Raw genomic sequence first — 16317 nt, 5'->3', positions numbered from 1 at the left:
GACAATTGCATCTGTCTTTACGTACTTTAGCTGGAGCTTTTTTAGCGCCGGCTATTTCGGCTACGGAGAATACAATAGAGACAATGGGGACATGGGCATAGGGAAGACGGCGGAACCCGTTTTCAGCGGCGTATAGCATCATACAGATGGATTCGAGCAGGCTCATGGCAGCCTGCTTTTTTTGTGGAGAAGTGGAGGACTTATCATGCTGAATCAAATTTCATTGTTTGCCGAAAATAAGAAGGGCGCCCTGCGCTGCATCACGTCGGTCTTGGCTCAGGCCCACATCAATATTTATACGATGCTGGCCAACGACAGCGCCGAATTCGGCATCATCCGCCTCATCGTGACGGACCCGGACAAGGCCCTGAAGGCCCTGCAGGATGCAGGCTACCAGTGCCGCCTGGACAAGGTGCTGGCCATTGACATGTCCGATGCGCCGGGCACGCTGGACGGCATTTTGTCGAATTTGCAGGAAGCGAACGTATCGATCGACTACTTATACATTTCGTACAACCGCCAGACGTCGACGCCCGTAGCCGTATTCAAGACCAGCGAGCCCGAAACGGAAACGTTTCTGCGCGGCAAGGGATATATCCTTCTCAATTCCATTTAACAGGCATGAAAAAACATCCCCGCAGTTCCTCTGACACGAGGAATTGCGGGGATGTTTCTGTCTGACGTTATACGAGGTCGGCCAGCTCGAGGATGAGCCGTTCCGTCTTTTCCCAGCCCAGGCAGGGGTCGGTGATGGATTTTCCGTACGTCCCTTCGCTGATTTTCTGGCTGCCGTCTTCGATGTAGCTTTCGATCATGAGGCCCTTGACGAGGGTGCGGATGTCTGGGCACATATGGCGGCTGTGCATGACGTCCTTGGCAATGCGGATTTGTTCCAGATATTTTTTGCCGGAATTGGCGTGGTTGGTGTCGATGACGGCGGCCGGGTTCGCCAGCTTCCGTTCGGCGTACGCTTCCAGCAGGTTGTGCAGGTCTTCGTAATGGTAGTTCGGCAGGCTGTTGCCGAAGTTGTCGACGTAGCCGCGCAGGATGGCGTGGGCCAGGGGATTGCCTTTCGTGCGGACTTCCCAGCCGCGGAACAGGAATTCCTGGGAGTGCTGGGCGGCGGCGATGGAGTTGAGCATGACTGAGATATCGCCGGACGGCGGGTTTTTCATGCCGACGGGAATGCCGACGCCGCTGGCAATCATGCGGTGGAGCTGGTCTTCGACGGAGCGGGCTCCGACGGCGGCGTAGGACAGGAGGTCCGACAAGTAGCGGTAGATTTCCGGATAGAGGATTTCTTCCGCGCAGGTGAATCCCGTTTCTCGGACGATGCGGGCGTTCATTTCGCGGATGGCAATGATGCCGGCCAGCATGTCTTCCTTGCCTTCCGGGTCGGGCTGATGGAGCATGCCCTTGTAGCCTACGCCGATGGTGCGCGGCTTGTTGGTGTATACGCGGGGAATGATGAAGATGGTGTCGGCGACTTTTTCCTGCACGGCGGCCAGGCGATGGGCGTAGTCGACGACGGCGTCTTCGTTGTCGGCTGAGCAGGGCCCGATGATGAGCAAGAAGCGGTCGTCTTCGCCGGTCAGGATGCGGCGGATCGTCTCGTCGCGCTGCGCTTTGATGCTGCGGATGCGGTCGTCAATGGGGAACTGTTCCATAAGCTCCTGCGGCGACGGCAGTTTTCTGATGAATTCAATTTGCATTGCCATAATACTATTCCCTCCTGTAAGCAGTTTCGGCCGGTCGGCCTTTTTGCGATTAATACTCGAATTATAGCATATTATATCATAGACTTAGCTTTTGTAAATATTTTCAGGGCAAAAGGACAATTTTACAGCCTGCTAGGTGAAAAACATTAGGCCTCTCGTCTTGACAAGAGGCTTTTTCGGAGTATATAATAGCATTATTATACAGCATATTGCAAAAGGGAGCGGCATCGCCATGAAGAATCTATCCTTCGTGAACCATGCAATTGAATACGTCTTTACATACTTTAGCTGGGGCTATTTTTATTTTAGCGCTGGCTATTTTTGCTGCGACGAATTGAATAGGCATGACATCCGCATGAGAAGAAACTTCGGCAAATCGTATCGCTTAGCGGCAGGGGGAATATAAGCTACCTGCATATACCTTTTGACACTGCATTTGGGACAGGCTCATGTGAGCCTGTTTTTTTTATGATGAAATGGGGGTCTTTTATTTATGATTATCGTATTGAAACAACATGCTCCGCAGGAATTCGTCGATATGCTGATGAGTTCCATCAAGGCCAAAGGCGTTCAGATCGACGTCAGCAAGGGGGCGCGCAAAACCATATTGGGATTAGTCGGCAATACGTCGGTTATCGATAGAGAGCAAATTGCAGGATATGAATACGTAGACAAGGTCATCCGCGTAGAAGAGCCGTACAAGCGGGCCAGCCGTACCTTCCATCCGGCCGATACGGTCATCGACGTCGGCGGTGTACAGATTGGCGGGAAGAAGCTGGCCGTCATCGCCGGCCCCTGCTCCGTAGAAACGCCGGAGCAGATCGAAGGCGTAGCCCAAGCCATCAAGGCCGCCGGCGCGACGATGCTGCGCGGCGGCGCTTTCAAGCCCCGCACGTCGCCCTACTCGTTCCAGGGCCTCCAGGACAAGGGGCTGGACATGCTCTGCCAGGCAGGGAAGAAAGCCCATCTGCCCGTCGTTACGGAAATCATGTCGGCCGATAAAATCGACTTATTCTTGAAAGACGACGTCGACATCATTCAGATCGGCGCCCGCAACATGCAGAACTTCGAGCTGCTCAAGGCCGTCGGCAAGACGCGCAAGCCCGTCCTGCTCAAGCGCGGCCTCAGCGCGACTATCGAAGAATGGCTCATGTCGGCGGAATACATCATGGCCGGCGGCAACCGCAACGTCATCCTCTGCGAACGGGGCATCCGCACCTTTGAAACGTACACCCGCAACACGCTGGACCTCAGCGCCGTGCTGGCCGTCAAGCATAAGAGCCACCTGCCTATCGTCGTAGACCCGAGCCACGCGACGGGCAAGCGGTGGATGGTAGAAGCGCTGTCCAAGGCGGCCATCGCTGCCGGAGCGGACGGCGTCATGATAGAAGTACATAATAATCCGGACAAGGCCTTGTGCGACGGGGCCCAGTCCATTACGCCGGATATGTTTGCCCGGCTCATGGATTCGCTGCGCCAGCTGGCGCCTATCGTAGGCCGGGAATTATAACGGCAGACCGAGGGGGATATGATGGAACAGGGAGACTGCAATTTTGCAACGGAACAGACAATCGGAATTATCGGCTTAGGCCTCATCGGCGGCTCCTACGCTAAAGGGCTGCGCCGTTTGGGCACGGCGAAGCTCATCGCCGTCGACGTTGACGAAGAGGCGCTGCAGGCGGCCCTCGCCGACGGCGTGATCGACGAAGGCCATCAGGCCGGCGGGGAATTCCTGGCCCAGGCCGACATGCTCATCTTCTGCATGGCCGCCGACGCCATGCTGGAGTTTATCCGCGGCAACGCCGCCCATTTCAAGGACGGCGCAATCCTGACGGACGTGACGGGCATCAAGGGCGACATGGCCCGGACCATCGAAGGGATGTTGCCGGCAGGCGTCGATTTCATATCGGGACATCCCATGGCCGGCCGGGAAGGCAAGGGCTACGGCATGGCGCAGGCGGAAATCTTTGACGGCGCGAATTACATCATCGTGCCGAGCCCGGCCAATAAGGCGGAGCACATCGGCAAGGTGCGGGCGATGGCCTACGCCTTAGGCTGCGCCCACGTCGTCACCGTGTCGCCGGAGGAGCACGACAAGCTCATCGCCTACACGAGCAGCCTGCCTCACGTGCTGGCTACGGCCTTGGTCAACAGCGAGGCCATGAGCCCGATGACCAAATTTTTCGTGGCCGGCAGCTTCCGCGACGGCACGCGGGTCGCCGATATCAACGCGCCGCTGTGGACAAAATTGTTTTTATCCAATAAAGAAAATCTCTTGTACGAAATCGACCGCTTCGGCGACGCCCTGCAGACCTTTGCCGACATGCTCCGCCGGGAAGACACGCCGGCCATTACGCAGTATTTGCAGCAAGCCGCCATGCGGAGAAGGGAACTAGTTCATGAAAAGCATACACATTGATTTAGGAAAAGATTCCTACGATATTCATATCGAAAACGGCCTGCTGGACCGGGCCGGGGAGTACGTCCGCAATTTGACGAAATCGCAGACCCTCGCCGTCATCAGCGACACGACGGTCGACGGCTTGTACGGCGACCGGCTGGAACAGGCCCTGCGCAAGGAGCATTACAACGTGCGCCGCATCGTCTTTCCCGCCGGGGAAAAATATAAATGCGCCGAGACCCTCCTGCAGCTGTACCAGGAATTATCCGACGCGGGCATTACGCGCAGCGACTATATCATCACCTTCGGCGGCGGCGTCGTCGGCGACCTGGGCGGCTTTGCCGCGGCTACATTCCTGCGGGGCGTGCCCTTTATCCAGATTCCGACGACGATTATCGCCCAGGTAGACAGCAGCGTCGGCGGCAAGGTCGGCATCGACCTGCCCAGCGGTAAAAACCAGGCCGGCAGCTTCTACCAGCCCAAAGGCGTCCTCATCGACCCGGAACTGCTCCGGACGCTGCCCCTGCGGTTTATCCACGACGGTATGGGCGAAGTGATCAAATACGGCTGTATTCACGACGAAGAGCTGTTCGCTTTGCTGGAAGCCTTAGACGACGAGACGATATCCGGTCATTGGGAAGATATCATCGGCCGCTGCTGTGAGGCCAAAGGGCGCATTGTTGAACGAGATGTGCTGGATTTGGGCGAACGGATGCTTTTGAATTTCGGTCATACGATCGGTCACGCTATCGAGCGGTGCTATGGCTACGGCTATTATACACATGGCGAAGGCGTTGCCGCCGGCATGGCTATGCTGACCGGCGTGACGGAACACATGGGCTTGACGGAAGCGGGAACGACTGAACGGCTCTGCAAGGTGCTGCGCCGCTATGGCCTGCCGACAGACGTGCAGGCTTCGGCAGATGATTTGCTCCGTTATATCGGCAACGACAAAAAGAAACGGGGCAACCGCATGACGCTGATTATCCTTAAAGCTATCGGCCAAAGTGAGCTTCTTCCGGTAATGGCCGACGAACTGCCGAAATATATACGCAAGGGAGAGTAGCCTCATGAATATACGTATTACGCCGACGCGTCTTCACGGTTCTGTCGTCGTCCCGTCGTCGAAAAGTATTGGACATCGCGAGCTCATATGTGCCGCCTTGGCTCAGGGAGAGAGCGTCGTAGAAAATATTTCCGTCTCGCAGGATATTGAGGCGACGTGCCGGCTGCTGCAGGCCTTCGGCGCTTCGATTGAAGAAATCCCGTCGGCCTACGAAGGGCGGACGGCGTATCGCGTCAAAGGCGGGCTGACGAAACAAGGGGAGGCGCTGACTGTTGATTGCGGCGAATCTGGCTCCACCCTGCGCTTTTTGATTCCCATCGGCTTATACAGCGGCAATACCGTCGTCTATACGGGACGGGGCCAGCTTGTCAAACGGCCCTTGGAGCCGTACTACCGCATATTCGACGAACACGGTGTGTCTTACAAGCCGACGGAAGGCGGTCTTCCCCTGACGGTGGAAGGCTGTCTTCAACCAGGACGATACGCCCTGGCCGGCGACGTAAGCTCCCAGTTTTTTACAGGCCTGCTGGTTATGCTTCCCCTTTTGGACGGAGACTCGGTGCTGGAGAGTACGACGCCCTTGGAATCGCTGAGTTATGTTACCATGACATTGGACTGCATGGCCCGTCACGGCGTTGACGTTCAATGGGATGGAGGCCGCCTGTTTCATATTCCTGGAAATCAGCAGTATATGGCCGGGACATACGCCGTCGAAGGCGATTATTCGCAGGCGGCGTTTTGGCTTGCAGCCGGGACGCTGGGACACCCTGTGGAATGCTTGGGCCTGCGCCATTCGTCGTCTCAGGGCGACGAAGTCATCGTCTCCATTTTGCAGCGCATGGGCGCTGTCATAGGGCAGACGGATTCTATCGCGGCGCATCCGTCGCAGTTGACGGGTCAGGTCATCGACGTGGAAGATTGTCCCGATTTAGTGCCGATTTTGGCTGTGGCTGCCTCCTGCGGGCAGGGGACGACGCATATTATCCATGGAGCCCGCGTGCGGCTGAAAGAGTGTGACCGCCTTCACGCCATTGCGACGGAGCTCAATAAAATTGGCGGCTGCGTAGAAGAAGAGCCGGACGGCCTCATCATTTGCGGTGTAGGAGCCCTTACCGGCGGCCGGGTCAGCGGCTGGAACGACCACCGCATCGCCATGGCCCTGGCCATTGCGTCGCAGCGCTGCAGCGGCGAGCTGGTCATCGAAGGCGCCGAATGCGTGCGCAAATCCTATCCTGATTTCTGGCAGGATTTTGCCAAGCTCGGCGGGATATACAGAGTGGAGGAATAAGGCATGAACAATACATTCGGGCGGTCCGCCGCCCTGACCATATTCGGCGAATCCCACGGCGTATCTATCGGGGCCGTCCTCGACGGCCTGCCGGCAGGAGAAGCTATCGACTGGGATGCTGTGCGGACGGAAATAGCCCGCCGCGCGCCGGGGCGAAACGCTATGTCGACGGCTCGTTCCGAAGCCGACGCCTTTGAAGTGCAGAGCGGTTTTTTCAACGGCTATACGACGGGGACGCCCCTGTGCGCCGTCATCCGCAACGGCGACCACCGCTCCAAGGACTACGACCAGCTGCGCCATATCATGCGGCCCGGTCATGCCGATTACAGCGGCAAAATCCGTTACGGCGGATATAACGATTTCCGCGGCGGAGGGCATTTTTCCGGCCGCCTGACGGCGCCTCTGGTCTTTGCCGGCGCAGTGGCCTCGCAGATATTGAAGCGGCGCGGCGTCGCCGTCGGCGCGCATATCCTGCAAATCGGCTCGGTCCGCGACGCGTCCTTTCATCCCCTGGGCGAAGACGAAGCGCTGTTTGAATCGCTGAAACAAGAAACTTTGCCCGTATTGGACAAGACGAAGCAATCTGAAATGGAAGGGGAAATCATGGCAGCCAAGGGCGACCTCGACTCGGTAGGCGGCGTCATCGAATGCATGATTACGGGCCTGCCTGCCGGATTGGGAAATCCCTTCTTCGATTCCGTCGAAAGCGCTCTGAGCCATATGATGTTTTCCGTGCCGGCCGTCAAGGGCATCGAATTCGGCGACGGCTTTGCCCTGGCTTCCATGCGCGGCTCCGGGGCCAACGACGCCTTCTATTATGACGGGGCCGCTGTCAGGACGAAGACCAACCGCAACGGCGGCATCAACGGCGGCATTACCAACGGCATGCCCGTCCTGTTCCGCGTCGCTGTCAAGCCTACGCCGTCCATCAGCCGCCTGCAGGAAACAATAGATACGGATACACAGGAAAACTGCACGCTGGAAATTAAGGGGCGGCACGATCCCTGCATCGTCCAGCGCGCCGTGCCCGTCGTCGAGGCGGCGGCAAGCTGGGCAATATTGGACGTATGGCTTTCTACAGAAAAAAGGATGTGAAGATATATGGCGACAGACGAGTATTCCATTCCTGTCGGATGCTTCGGAACTCCCGGTTCATACAGCTATCGGGCGATGATGGGACATTTTGACGGGAAGCCTATAACGCCGACATACTACGGGCAATTCGCTGACTTAGTGCAGGCCGTGGCCGACGGCACGGTGCGCTACGGCGTCCTGCCTATTGAAAACTCCTCTACAGGAGGTATAACGGAAGTATACGATTTGATACACAAGTATGACTGCCGTATTGTAGGCGAACGATATTTGAAGGTAGAGCATCATCTCCTGGCGTATGGAGACACGAAATTAGAAGATATACGGACGGTATATTCCCATCCGCAGGGATTGGCCCAGTGCCGGAAGTATTTGACAAAGCATGCCGACTGGACGGTGTGTCCTTACTACAGCACGTCGCAGAGCGCCCAATTTGTACAGAAGGAACGGCGTCATGATATTGCCGCCATTGCCAACAGTACGGCTGCCGATATGTACGGCCTGACTATTTTAGAGCGCGATGTCAACGACAATCCGACGAATTTTACCCGATTTTTTGTGATAGCCCCCCATTCGGAAGAGTCGGGGCTGGCGGATAAGATTACCCTTGTCCTGACTGTTCATCATGCGCCGGGTACGTTGTATCACGTGTTGGGGCATTTCTTCTACAACGATATGAATATGACCCATCTGGAGTCGCGGCCTATTGAAGGTCGGCCATTTGAATATTTTTTTCACATCGATGTTATGGGCAGCATGAAAGATCCTGGCGTTGTCCGAACCTTGCAGGCTCTGGAAAGAACGTGCAAATATTTTAAAATATTGGGAAACTATCCGTCAGACAAGGAGGGAATTGGCCATGAAACTCGGGCTCATTGGTGAGAAGCTGGGACACAGCCAGTCACCGGCGATTCATAGGCTTATTTTCAAAGCCCTTGGCATAGATGGAGACTATGATTTGATTGAAGTAGAACGAGGCGAAGTGGCAAAGGCTCTGCAAGATCTGAAACGGCGCGGCTATACCGGCGTCAACGTGACGATTCCCTATAAACGGGATGTCATGCCGTGTCTGGATGATATTGCCAGGGAAGCCCATGTCATTGGCGCTGTCAATACAATATATATGACCAGCCAGGGCGATTTTGGCTATAATACGGATTATCATGGCTTTGGCCGCTCGCTGGATCATGCCGGCATCGATGTACAGGGAAAAAAATGCGTCGTTCTCGGTACAGGCGGCGCGGCCCGGGCCATCTTGAAGTGCTTGGCTGATAAGGAGGCGGCGTCTCTGACTATCGTATCGCGGAGGATACAAGACGATACGGAATTTGAAACATTTGCGGCAGGGCTGCATGCTGAACTTATTAGTTATAATGAATTGGAAGAACACCGTGGCGATATATTGGTAAACTGTACGCCTGTCGGTATGTATCCGAATGTAGAGGAGTCGCCGGTTCCGGAATCGGTTGTCGTCGGATACCAAGCCGTCGTCGATTTGATTTACAATCCGAAGACGACGAAGCTCCTGGCCTGGGGAGCAAAGCATGGCGCAGTGACGCTGAATGGCATGTATATGCTTGTCGCTCAGGCTGTAGGTGCTGAAGAAATATGGCAGGAACGGCGTATTGATTCAGCTGTCATTGAAGAGATAGCAAAGGAGATGGAAAAGCAATATGAAAAATGATAAAAACATCGTTATCATCGGCATGCCCGGCAGCGGCAAGACAACCTTCGGAAAAGCCTTGGCAAGCCGGCTGGGACGGGAATTCATCGACGCCGACGATTTTGTCGTTGCGCTGGAAGGAAAGACCATTCCGGATATGTTTGCTATCAGCGAGGACTACTTCCGCGACGCTGAGACGAGAGCCGCTGAAGCCTTGGCTGCAAAGCGCGGTCTGGTTATTGCCTGCGGCGGCGGCGTCATTAAGCGTCCTGTAAATATACAGATATTTAAGCAGTCGGGAGTCGTAGTTTTTATCGACCGCTCGCCAGACGACATCGTCACCGACGTCGATGTAGCCAGCCGTCCGCTTCTCAAAGAGGGGAAGCAGAAGGTTTATGATTTGTACGATGAACGCATTGCTTTATACCGCAATGCGGCTGACTATACTATTGCAAATGATAAAGAACTTTCTTTTGTATTGAATGAGTTAGAAGAGCTGATAAAGGCAATATAAATAGAAGAAGATGCAGTGTTTTATAGGAGTGGATTCAGATACTGTTGTTTTTTATATTGACAGATATAAATTTGTTTTCGCAGTATCGGAAATCTAGATAGGGGAGCCATAAACGGACCAGGCAGCGTCGTTTACAGACGGCGCTGCCTGGTTTTTGTTTCATATAATGCTGTGTTGGAATAAAGGGGGGATGATTACGGCGTTTTTTTCACAATGCATAGGTACATTGTCTGGTCGATTCTATTTAAAATATCTATACTGACATAGATATTTTTTAATAATTCGGCAAAAGAAATATTTGTTTTTAGTCAATTTTGCTGTGCGCTATGACAAAATCGCAAAAGTGCTGAACGACAGGAGGCAGGTAAATTTGCTTATTTGTTATCATGTAGAATTTGCGCTCATACTGCGGATGGGAAATAGGCAGGATTTTTACGTCGAGCTGCAGGAGCAGATTCATAAAGGGAACGACGGCAATTCCAAAGTTTTTAGCGACCATGCCGCCGATGACTTCATCTTCCGATATTTCATAGGCAATGCGGGGCGTGACGCCGGCTTTTTCCAGCATCGTATCGACGATGAGGCGCAGCCCTGATTTTTTATTGAAGACAATGTACGGATAGTCAGCCGTGTCTTTCAGGTCGATGGTAGAATGGCCGGCTAAAGGATGGTTTTTAGGGACGATGAGGACGAGGTCCTGCTTTTCGATAGCCGTGCAGTGAAATGCTGTGTCGGCTGCCGGCTTGGAGGCGAAGACGACATCGAGTTTATGGGCCAGCAGATCCTGCAGCAGCTGCGGAGATAAGTCGACTTCAAAGGTGAATTCGACATTATCTGACGGGTGGGCCGCACGATAGTGGGAAATGATATCGGGAATGTATTCAATGCCGAGCGTTCTCAGAAAGCCGACGCGAATCAGCCCCTCTCCTTTGGCGACACGGGACAGCATTTGGATGCCGTTATCCAGTACGTTAAGCGTATTCTCGGCAACGGTCAAAAATTGCCGGCCGCAGCAGGTCAGCTCGGTGTTGCGGCTTTTCTTTTCAAATAGCTGTACTCCCAATTCTTTTTCCAGCGTTGAAATAGCATGGCTCAGGCTGGGTTGAGTAATGCAGAGCTGCTCGGCTGCTTTTGTATAATGCTTTTCGTGGGCCAATTTTACGAAGTATCTAAGTTGCGATAAATTCATAGCGTATTCCTCCTTAGCTGTAGTATATCATAGTACATAGATGTAATCTATGGAAAAATAAAAATGATTGATTTGTTAATAGGGAACTGACATGTTACTATGTTCACAGAGTTAGTGATGCATGTGATGCATATAGCATCTGTGCAGTATATATAGTTCTAATTTTCACGAAAATCATATAAGGAGATGTATATACGATGTCAAAAAAATTCCCTATTACGATTAGTTCCTGGTCATTAGGAGACCAATGCACCTTTGAAGAACGCGTGCGCGCTGCCAAAGAAGCCGGCTTTGAAGGAATCGGCCTTCGTGCTGAAACGTATGTCGACGCGTTAGCTGAAGGGCTTCACGATGAAGATATTTTGGCAATTTTGAAAAAATATGATATGAAAGTCACGGAAGTAGAATACATTGTACAATGGGCCGAAAATCATCGTTCGTATGAGCAGAAGTATAAAGAACAAATTTGCTTCCACATGTGCGAATTGTTCGGCGTACAGCATATCAACTGCGGTCTTATGGAGAATTATTCTGTGGAGCATACAGCGCAGAAATTGAAAGAATTATGCCAGCGTGCCGGCAAATGGGTCATCGGTGTAGAACCTATGCCGTACAGCGGTCTTCCCGATGTCAAAAAAGCTTGGGATGTAGTAAAACTGTCTGGTTGTGATAATGCCAAGCTTATCCTTGATACATGGCACTGGGTACGGGCTAACCAGTCGTATGATCCGTCTATCCTTGCCGATGTACCTGCTGATAAGGTCGTGTCCATTCAGATTAATGATGTCCTGGCCCGTCCATATGCAGCGGCTATTCTTCGCGATGAGTCCATGCATGACCGCGTAGCGCCCGGCACGGGATATGGCGACACGGCAGGTTTTGTCAAGATGATCAAGGATAAGGGCATTAAACCGGCCGTCATCGGCGTTGAAGTCATCAGCGATGATATTTTAGCAAAAGGCGTTGCCGAAACGGCTGTTCATGATTATGACCATACAAAAACCGTATTGGAATCGGTTTGGCCTGAAGCTCTCCAATAATGAATAAAACAATATATTCTAAAATGAAAGGTGATATAACATGGAAACAAGAATTTCTGGACATACTCGTTTATTTGCATTGATCGGTTCTCCTGTAGGGCATTCCGGCTCGCCGGCTATGTACAATTATTCCTTCGCACGTCTGGGTATTGATGCGGCATACCTGGCCTTTGATATTCCCGTCGATAAGGTCGGCGAAGGCGTTGCTGCTCTCAAAATGCTGAACGTCGGCGGTTTTAACGTCACCATGCCCTGCAAGCGGGAAGTGCTGAATTATGTTGACGAAATCACGCCGGCTGCGAAATTGATTGGAGCCAGCAATACTGTCGTCATTACAGAAGAAGGCAAGCTCGTTGCTTATAATACGGACGGTATCGGATTTGTCAAAAATCTGCAGGAACACGGCGTCGGCGTACAGGGGAAAAAAATTGTCTTATTGGGTGCCGGCGGTGCTGCGACGGCTATTGCCGTACAGACAGCATTGGATGGAGCTGCTGATTTGAAGATTTTTAATATTAAAGATGAATTTTATGCCAATGCCGAAGATATTGCCGCTAAGTTGAGTGAAGCCGTACCGGCCTGCCATGTCGAAGTCGATGATTTGGCCAATGCTGAAGCTTTGAAGACTGCCATTGCAGATGCGGATATTCTCGTCAATGCGACGAAAATGGGCATGAAGCCCCTCGATGATGACAGCTTGATTCATCCTGAGTATCTCCGTCCCGATTTGGTTGTAGCCGATACGGTATACAATCCTCGAGAAACTATCTTAATCAAAGAAGCACAGAAGGCAGGATGTAAAGCTGCTATCGGCGGTATCGGCATGCTGCTGTGGCAGGGCGTGGCGGCGTTTAAATTGTATACGGGCCAGGATATGCCTTACAAAGAAGTAGAAGAAAAATTTTTTGCTGAATAAATGGTAAGGAGAGGGTACAACTATGAAGTATAAAGCCATGTTTTCGCCGCTTACAATCGGCAGCGTGACGATTCCCAACCGCTTCGCTGTTCCGCCCATGGGCAATAATTTTGCCAATACGGACGGCTCCTTGAGCAGTAAATCCGTTGCATATTACGGTGCCCGTGCCAAAGGCGGCTACGGCCTTATTACGATAGAATCGACGGTTGTATACAAAGAAGCTAAGGGCGGACCCCGCAAGCCCTGCCTGTATTCCGACGATACCATAGATAGTTTCCGCGCTGTCGCTGACGAATGTCATAAATACGGCGCAAAAGTTTCGATCCAGCTGCAGCATGCTGGTCCGGAAGGCAATTCTAAGCTGACAGGGTATCCGCTGAAGGCTGCCAGTGCTATTGCGCCGTCGAGCGGCCGGGAAATCCCCCAGGCTATTTCCCGAGAAGAAATTTACAAACTCATCGAATGCTACGGCGACGCGGCAGCCCGCGCTCAGCGCGCCGGCATCGATATGGTCGAGGTGCATTGTGCTCACGGCTATTTAGTCAGCACTTTTATTTCCTCGCGGACGAACAATCGCCTTGACGAATTCGGCGGCTGCTTTGAAAATCGCATGCGGCTCATTTCTCTGATCATTGAAAATATTCGCAAGAAGACAAACGGCACATTGCCTATTTTGTGTCGGATTAACGGCAGCGATGATGTCGAAGGCGGCCAGACCGTGCAGGACGCAGCTGCAGTGGCAGTGTATTTAGCAGAGGAATGCGGTGTCGATGCGCTCCACGTCAGCCGCGCCGTCCATCTCCACGATGAATTTATGTGGGCTCCCGGTGCGGTACATGGCGGCTTTAGTGCCGAATTGGTTACGGAAATCAAACGGGCTGTCGAAGTACCTGTTATTACAGTGGGCAGATATACGGAGCCGCAGTATGCAGAACTCCTGGTACGGGAAGGCCGCGCGGATATCGTAGCCTTTGGCCGTCAGAGCATTGCTGATCCGGATATGCCGAATAAAGTGAAACACGGTGCTTCCGATTTTATTACTCCGTGTATTGGCTGTCTGTTGGGCTGCGTGCCGAAAATGTTTAAGGGCGAACCGATTACGTGTGCTGTCAATCCGATTGTGGGCCGGGAAGGTGAGCTGACGAAAGCTGCAGTGCCGAAGAAGGTCGTCGTTGTTGGAGGCGGTCCCGGCGGTTTATATGCCGCTAAGGTTTGCGCTCTTCGCGGTCATGACGTTACCTTGCTGGAAAAGAACGGCACGTTGGGCGGTAATTTCTACATTGCGGCATTCCCGGCCGATAAGGGCGACTTGACGAGCGCTATCCGCAGCTTTATTGTCAGCTGTGAAGACGCTGGCGTAAAAATCCGGATGAATACGGAAGCGACGGCAGAGCTTATCAAGGAGATGGCTCCCGATGCCGTCATCTTGGCTACTGGGTCTAAGCCGCTTATCCTGCCGATTTCCGGACTTGCCGACTGCGGCTATGTAACGGCTCAGGATATGCTGGAAGGCAAGGTTCATGTCGGTAAAAAAGCTCTTGTCGTAGGCGGGGGCATGGTTGGATGTGAGGCTGCTGAATTCCTTGCGGAACGCAATCATGACGTTACTGTAATTGAGATGAAGGATACCATCGCCGGTGATGTAAGCGCTGAAAACCGTTTATTTATTTTCCAGGATTTCGAACGGCATGATGTGCAGCTCCTTCCTGGTGCGAAAGTTGAACAGTTCTTTGCTGACGGCGTTTCTTATACGACTGCTGATGGTACGGAAGGTGAAATCCGCGGATTTGACACGATTGTTCTGGCCATGGGTTCACGAAGCTACAATCCCTTGGAAGAAGAACTTTCCGCTGTTATCCCGCAGGTCTTCGTCATCGGCGAAGCTGTCAAGGCCCCGGGCAATGCTATGCTGGCTACAGGCGAAGCGTTCGATGCCGCATTAGCTATTTAACGTATTTTGCTGTATATATACGCAGGTCTCAGAGGCAGCTTTTCGGTAAAAGAAAAGCTGCCCGGATAGACCGGAGGTACCTTATGGAAATTATACAAAATCATAAACGACTATATCCGACGGCTATCGTCTTATACCTTAACTATCTGGTTCTTGGTGTTGCCGCATCTATTTTGGGACAGTACAAACAGGAATTTGCCGCGCAGTGGGGCGCGGCGACTTTGGCGAATGGCGCCTTTGATGCCAGCGGCGTCGTCTGGGTGTCGGCTTCATTGGGGTTAGGATGCCTGATTGGCAGTTTCGTATCAGGCCCCTTATCAGATAAGATAGGGCGGCGCATCGTGTCGGCTGTCGGCAGTATTTGTTATGCAGTTTTCTTTTTGGGCATGGTATTTTCGACTAATTTGCAGGCTGCATACGTATTCGGTCTCATTGGCGGGATTGCTAATGCTTTTTCTAACGGCGGCGTAATGCCGGCAGTTATGGAAATCTTCGTCGGCAAGACGGCTGTCGCCAGCATTTTGACGAAGCTTTTCGTTGCCATCGGTCAGTTTATTTTACCGCTGCTGATTTTGTTCGTCGCCTCGAATCACATGCCGTATACGACGTTGTTTTATGTATTCCCTGTCTTATGTGCTGTGTTGACGATATTGACCTTTGTCATGCCTTTTCCAGCAATGACTGCAGCGGACAAAAGTTCGAAAGACCAGCCCTCATTCTGGCAGGAAATAAAGGCGATTCATTTCACGCCATCCAGCATTGCCCTCATCATCATGGGCTTTACGACGACAGCGACATTTCAGATATGGGTTAACTGCAATCAGGAATTTGGACGATGGGTAGGCATGGAGAATCCGGCGATTATCCAGTCTTATTATTCTGTTGGCATTGTCGCTGCTGTATTACTCACGGCCGCTGTCGTTGATAAGTATATCAAGTCTATTCGCCTATTGCTGCTGTATCCGGCTATTGCCTTGACGATGCTCATTGTTTTGCTTTTTGTCCATCATCCGCTTATTGCTATTATCGGCGGATTTGTACTTGGATATTCGGCAGCCGGCGGCGTACTGCAGCTGGTAACGGCTGTTGTCAGCGACTTATTTCCCCATTTGAAAGGAACGATTATCAGTGTCGTCATGGTCATGTCCAGCATAGGGACATGGGTCGGCGTATCTGCTGCCGGCTCTATTGCCTCTATGGGCGGAAATAACGGGCCGGAATACGTGATCCTCTTTAATAGTGCTGTCACGTTGATGAGTGTACTATTGGCCTTGTTTGTCAATATTTCCAGCAAACGGCACGCATAATATAATAGTAGGAACTGCCTTCAGCTCCTACTATTATTCTTGTTTTAATTTTCTGGCAATATGGTTGTATATGTGCAAGGATGTACAGCGTAACTTTCTTTTTGCTTAAGAATGTGAAAAATATAACAAATAAAGACGGCCCCGAGATAGAGAAAGGAGCAGTATAATGAAT

The 16317-nt window shown here is 52.4% G+C and carries 15 protein-coding genes; 13 read left to right on the top strand and 2 right to left on the bottom strand.

What is annotated here, in order from left to right:
- The first annotated feature begins 205 nt into the window (after positions 1–205).
- Positions 206–616: an amino acid-binding protein gene (locus DKB62_RS04190; protein WP_107195785.1), complete on the top strand. Its 411-nt coding sequence runs from the start codon at positions 206–208 to the stop codon at positions 614–616.
- Between the two features lie 67 nt (positions 617–683).
- Here the strand turns inward: DKB62_RS04190 and DKB62_RS04185 are convergent, their stop codons facing one another.
- The gene (locus tag DKB62_RS04185) at positions 684–1718 is read right to left on the bottom strand and encodes a 3-deoxy-7-phosphoheptulonate synthase (RefSeq protein WP_095629956.1); all 1035 of its coding nucleotides are present in this window, start codon (positions 1716–1718) and stop codon (positions 684–686) included.
- A gap of 493 nt (positions 1719–2211) precedes the next feature.
- Between DKB62_RS04185 and aroF the strand changes: the two genes are divergently transcribed.
- From aroF to DKB62_RS04145, 8 genes are read left to right on the top strand one after another with little or no spacing between them, the layout of a single operon-like run.
- Positions 2212–3228 carry a 3-deoxy-7-phosphoheptulonate synthase gene (gene aroF, locus DKB62_RS04180; protein ID WP_107195784.1) on the top strand — a complete coding sequence of 339 codons (1017 nt, stop codon included), beginning with the start codon at positions 2212–2214 and terminating at the stop codon, positions 3226–3228.
- An 18-nt stretch (positions 3229–3246) separates the two neighbouring features.
- The gene (locus DKB62_RS04175) at positions 3247–4137 is read left to right on the top strand and encodes a prephenate dehydrogenase (RefSeq protein ID WP_232818765.1); all 891 of its coding nucleotides are present in this window, start codon (positions 3247–3249) and stop codon (positions 4135–4137) included.
- On the top strand, positions 4118–5185 hold the full coding sequence (gene aroB / locus DKB62_RS04170; RefSeq protein WP_107195782.1) for a 3-dehydroquinate synthase: 1068 nt from the start codon (positions 4118–4120) through the stop codon (positions 5183–5185). Before DKB62_RS04175 ends, aroB begins: the two co-directional genes overlap by 20 nt.
- A gap of 4 nt (positions 5186–5189) precedes the next feature.
- Positions 5190–6473, top strand: a complete 1284-nt coding sequence (gene aroA / locus DKB62_RS04165; RefSeq protein WP_107195781.1) for a 3-phosphoshikimate 1-carboxyvinyltransferase — start codon at positions 5190–5192, stop codon at positions 6471–6473.
- Between the two features lie 3 nt (positions 6474–6476).
- Positions 6477–7568 carry a chorismate synthase gene (aroC, locus tag DKB62_RS04160; protein ID WP_107195780.1) on the top strand — a complete coding sequence of 364 codons (1092 nt, stop codon included), beginning with the start codon at positions 6477–6479 and terminating at the stop codon, positions 7566–7568.
- Between the two features lie 6 nt (positions 7569–7574).
- Positions 7575–8447: a prephenate dehydratase gene (gene pheA / locus DKB62_RS04155; protein WP_198643467.1), complete on the top strand. Its 873-nt coding sequence runs from the start codon at positions 7575–7577 to the stop codon at positions 8445–8447.
- Entirely contained in the window at positions 8425–9249 is an 825-nt protein-coding gene (gene aroE, locus DKB62_RS04150) for a shikimate dehydrogenase (RefSeq protein WP_107195779.1), read from the top strand. The genes pheA and aroE (DKB62_RS04150) overlap by 23 nt, the downstream gene beginning before the upstream one ends.
- Positions 9239–9742 carry a shikimate kinase gene (locus DKB62_RS04145; protein WP_107195778.1) on the top strand — a complete coding sequence of 168 codons (504 nt, stop codon included), beginning with the start codon at positions 9239–9241 and terminating at the stop codon, positions 9740–9742. The genes aroE (DKB62_RS04150) and DKB62_RS04145 overlap by 11 nt, the downstream gene beginning before the upstream one ends.
- A 304-nt stretch (positions 9743–10046) precedes the next feature.
- Here DKB62_RS04145 and DKB62_RS04140 read toward each other — a convergent pair whose 3' ends face one another.
- Positions 10047–10931, bottom strand: a complete 885-nt coding sequence (locus DKB62_RS04140; protein ID WP_107195777.1) for a LysR family transcriptional regulator — start codon at positions 10929–10931, stop codon at positions 10047–10049.
- Between the two features lie 197 nt (positions 10932–11128).
- Here DKB62_RS04140 and DKB62_RS04135 point away from each other — a divergent pair, with 197 nt between their 5' ends.
- The 4 genes from DKB62_RS04135 (at position 11129) to DKB62_RS04120 (ending at position 16145) form a co-directional block, all read left to right on the top strand.
- Positions 11129–11971 carry a sugar phosphate isomerase/epimerase family protein gene (locus DKB62_RS04135; RefSeq protein ID WP_107195776.1) on the top strand — a complete coding sequence of 281 codons (843 nt, stop codon included), beginning with the start codon at positions 11129–11131 and terminating at the stop codon, positions 11969–11971.
- A gap of 40 nt (positions 11972–12011) precedes the next feature.
- Positions 12012–12887, top strand: a complete 876-nt coding sequence (gene aroE / locus DKB62_RS04130; RefSeq protein WP_107195775.1) for a shikimate dehydrogenase — start codon at positions 12012–12014, stop codon at positions 12885–12887.
- Positions 12888–12909: 22 nt separating this feature from the next.
- Complete coding sequence (locus DKB62_RS04125; RefSeq protein ID WP_107195774.1) at positions 12910–14838, top strand: oxidoreductase; 1929 nt, start codon at positions 12910–12912, stop codon at positions 14836–14838.
- Between the two features lie 83 nt (positions 14839–14921).
- Positions 14922–16145 (top strand): MFS transporter, encoded by a 1224-nt coding sequence (locus DKB62_RS04120; RefSeq protein WP_107195773.1) that lies wholly within the window; start codon positions 14922–14924, stop codon positions 16143–16145.
- Positions 16146–16317: the final 172 nt, after the last annotated feature.

It is taken from the genome of Megasphaera stantonii, from assembly GCF_003367905.1.
GTDB classification, from domain to species: Bacteria; Bacillota; Negativicutes; order Veillonellales; family Megasphaeraceae; genus Megasphaera; species Megasphaera stantonii.
This window is presented reverse-complemented; position numbering and strand designations above follow the sequence as displayed.

Excerpts from the sequence above, each read along its gene's own strand:
- DKB62_RS04190 (WP_107195785.1), top strand. The coding sequence starts at position 206 with ATGCTGAATCAAATTTCATTGTTTGCCGAAAATAAGAAGGGCGCCCTG.
- DKB62_RS04185 (WP_095629956.1), bottom strand. The coding sequence starts at position 1,718 with ATGGCAATGCAAATTGAATTCATCAGAAAACTGCCGTCGCCGCAGGAG.
- aroF (WP_107195784.1), top strand. The coding sequence starts at position 2,212 with ATGATTATCGTATTGAAACAACATGCTCCGCAGGAATTCGTCGATATG.
- DKB62_RS04175 (WP_232818765.1), top strand. The coding sequence starts at position 3,247 with ATGATGGAACAGGGAGACTGCAATTTTGCAACGGAACAGACAATCGGA.
- aroB (WP_107195782.1), top strand. The coding sequence starts at position 4,118 with ATGAAAAGCATACACATTGATTTAGGAAAAGATTCCTACGATATTCAT.
- aroA (WP_107195781.1), top strand. The coding sequence starts at position 5,190 with ATGAATATACGTATTACGCCGACGCGTCTTCACGGTTCTGTCGTCGTC.
- aroC (WP_107195780.1), top strand. The coding sequence starts at position 6,477 with ATGAACAATACATTCGGGCGGTCCGCCGCCCTGACCATATTCGGCGAA.
- pheA (WP_198643467.1), top strand. The coding sequence starts at position 7,575 with ATGGCGACAGACGAGTATTCCATTCCTGTCGGATGCTTCGGAACTCCC.
- aroE (WP_107195779.1), top strand. The coding sequence starts at position 8,425 with ATGAAACTCGGGCTCATTGGTGAGAAGCTGGGACACAGCCAGTCACCG.
- DKB62_RS04145 (WP_107195778.1), top strand. The coding sequence starts at position 9,239 with ATGAAAAATGATAAAAACATCGTTATCATCGGCATGCCCGGCAGCGGC.
- DKB62_RS04140 (WP_107195777.1), bottom strand. The coding sequence starts at position 10,931 with ATGAATTTATCGCAACTTAGATACTTCGTAAAATTGGCCCACGAAAAG.
- DKB62_RS04135 (WP_107195776.1), top strand. The coding sequence starts at position 11,129 with ATGTCAAAAAAATTCCCTATTACGATTAGTTCCTGGTCATTAGGAGAC.
- aroE (WP_107195775.1), top strand. The coding sequence starts at position 12,012 with ATGGAAACAAGAATTTCTGGACATACTCGTTTATTTGCATTGATCGGT.
- DKB62_RS04125 (WP_107195774.1), top strand. The coding sequence starts at position 12,910 with ATGAAGTATAAAGCCATGTTTTCGCCGCTTACAATCGGCAGCGTGACG.
- DKB62_RS04120 (WP_107195773.1), top strand. The coding sequence starts at position 14,922 with ATGGAAATTATACAAAATCATAAACGACTATATCCGACGGCTATCGTC.